Source organism: Streptomyces sp. NPDC050549 (assembly GCF_040655035.1).
Lineage (GTDB): Bacteria > Actinomycetota > Actinomycetes > Streptomycetales > Streptomycetaceae > Streptomyces.
The window spans coordinates 1-1,584 of record NZ_JBFAJD010000119.1 but is presented as its reverse complement, the minus strand read 5'-3'; the positions used below and the strand labels follow the sequence as shown (position 1 = coordinate 1,584).

At 67.0% G+C, this 1,584-nt stretch carries 1 protein-coding gene; it reads left to right on the top strand.

What is annotated here, in order from left to right:
- The coding region (locus tag AB0I51_RS48390) for an MAC/perforin domain-containing protein (RefSeq protein WP_362985923.1) at positions 1–1,564 on the top strand (1,564 nt) is incomplete at its 5' end.
- Between the last annotated feature and the right edge of the window lie 20 nt (positions 1,565–1,584).

Below are 1,584 nucleotides of genomic sequence, written 5' to 3'. Positions count from 1 at the left end.
CGTCCAGGATCTGCCGTTCCTGTCCCAGGCGAACGCCCTGGGGCAGGGGTTCGACGTCTACGGCGTCTACGGCGCCGAGAGCCTGCTGCGGCCGATCTTCGACCTGGACGACACGCCCACCAGCGTCTTCACGTTCCTGGGCAGGGACTACCAGATCCCGTCCATCGTCCGCGGTGTGCAGGACACCTCGTCCACCTACAACAGCGGCACCTTCACCTCGCGTGAGGGCTTCCAGAGCAAGGTGGCCGTGTTTGCCGGAGTGGAGGGCAAGTACGGCGAGTTCAGCGGGGAACTGAAGGCGGCGTTCGCCACCGACTACGCACGCAGCAGCGAGTACTACTACTCGTTCAAGAACTTCTACACCCGGCTCGGCCATCTCCAGCTCAACCCGGACACCACGTTCCTGACCGCGGACTTCAGCCAGTCGGTCAGCAAGCTGCCGGACACGGTGACGGCCCAGAACCTGCCGGTCTTCGCCGACTTCTTCGCCCAGTTCGGCGGGTACTACACCAGCCAGGTCTCGCTCGGCGCCTCACTGGAGTTCTACAACGGCGTCAGCAAGTCCACCACCGACACGGTCGTCCAGATCAGCGCGATGCTGGAGGTGCAGTACACCGGGCTGTTCAGCAGCGGCAGCATCTCGGCCGGCATCCTGGCCAGCCAGGAGTGGAAGACCTACGCGGAGAACTCCACCCTGTCGATCGCGACCACGGGCGGCGACGCCATCGGCGCCGCGCACCTGCAGTCCGTCGACGCCCGCAACCCCAGCGCCAAGACGGTGGACGCGTTCAACGGCTGGCTGGAGACGATCAGCGACAACCCGGCGGTGTCGGAGTACAAGCTCAACGGCGTCTGGAACGTGTGCGGCGACAAGAAGTCGGTGGTGCAGCAGGCGTGGGTGCTGTTCGGCAGGGCCATGCACCCGCGGATCACCATCGAGGCGACCAGCCCGGCTGCTCAGGCCCCGACGATCACGCTCGGCTACCAGGTGAAGCCGTCCACGCCGCCGGACACCCAGTCCGGCTGGCAGATAGCGATCCTGGACCGGCGCGACGTGAGCACACCGTCGAAGGTGGTGTTCGACCGCTACTACACGTTCGACAAGAACTGGCCGGCGTCGTTCCAGAAGGTCTACCAGACCATGGCCCGTGACATCCGCGAGTCCGGGCAGGCCGACGAGAACCACATCCTGGTGGCGTGCGCCTTCGGCCTGAACTACAACTGCTCGCCGAACAGCGACTTCTACGGCCTGCTGCGCTCGGCGGGCGGCGGCGAGATGCTGCAGCGCTGGGTGCAGAACGCCACCCCGGGCAGCAGCAACGCCAACAACGCCTGCTACGCGTTGATCGGCGTGTTCGACGAAGGCGCCGACAGCGGGCTGGAGGCTTTCTCGTCCGGCTGGGACAAGACCGCCCGACTCAACCTGGACGCCTATTTCTACCGGCTGGCCTACGACAAGCCGTACACGTTCGGCCCGGCGCCGCTGCCCACCGAGGCACTGCCCGTACAGGCACCGGCCGGTGACGCACCGGCCGCCGGATCGGCCCAGTCCGCCGGGGCCTGAGGTGTCCCCGCCGCGCCGGC